Annotated in this window: 1 rRNA gene; it reads left to right on the forward strand. The window is 55.4% G+C overall.

Going from position 1 to position 578, the window contains the following annotated elements:
- Positions 1–74 (forward strand): 5S ribosomal RNA (rrf, locus tag QP982_RS10715); the annotation flags it as partial.
- Between the last annotated feature and the right edge of the window lie 504 nt (positions 75–578).

Genomic DNA, 578 nt, shown 5'->3' on the forward strand with positions numbered 1-578 from the left:
ACCCGGAAGCTAAGTCCACCAGCGCCGATGGTACTGCACTCGGGAGGGTGTGGGAGAGTAGGTCGCCGCCGGCATAATAATCTTGTTTGTGGGTCGTGGTTGCCTTGCCCCTTGTGTGGGGTTGGGTGCTGCGACCCACTTTTTGTTACCCACGAGTAAACGGGATTAAATAGGGGTTGGTCTGCTCGGTAGCGGAAGGCGGGCTTACCGGTGTCTTGAGGCTTAAGGGGGCAAAGGGTGTCCGGGTTAATGGACACAGGCGTGTCCGCTTAGAGGATCGCCCGGTTGGCACCTTTCGCTGCTTACCCCAATGTGAGTTACTGACTGCCTTTATGGCTGTCATTGGCGGGTGAATGCGGGGTTAGTTCCTGGGTCTATGGCAGCGGCTGTGGGCTAATTAAAGTTACTGACTGCGTTTATGACAGAAATAGCGTGGTAGGTTCAGGCGGTGAATGCATCACCACTTTCGACCAGGAGAAGTAGTGAAGCAAACCCGCCAATCGAAATACAGTGCCATCAAACCCATTGCGCTTCAACACATCGCCAACGGGGCATCAGCAAGCGCGGTAGGGCGCGAT

This window comes from Corynebacterium sp. MSK019 (genome assembly GCF_030232425.1).
In the GTDB taxonomy this organism is placed as follows: Bacteria; Actinomycetota; Actinomycetes; order Mycobacteriales; family Mycobacteriaceae; genus Corynebacterium; species Corynebacterium jeikeium_D.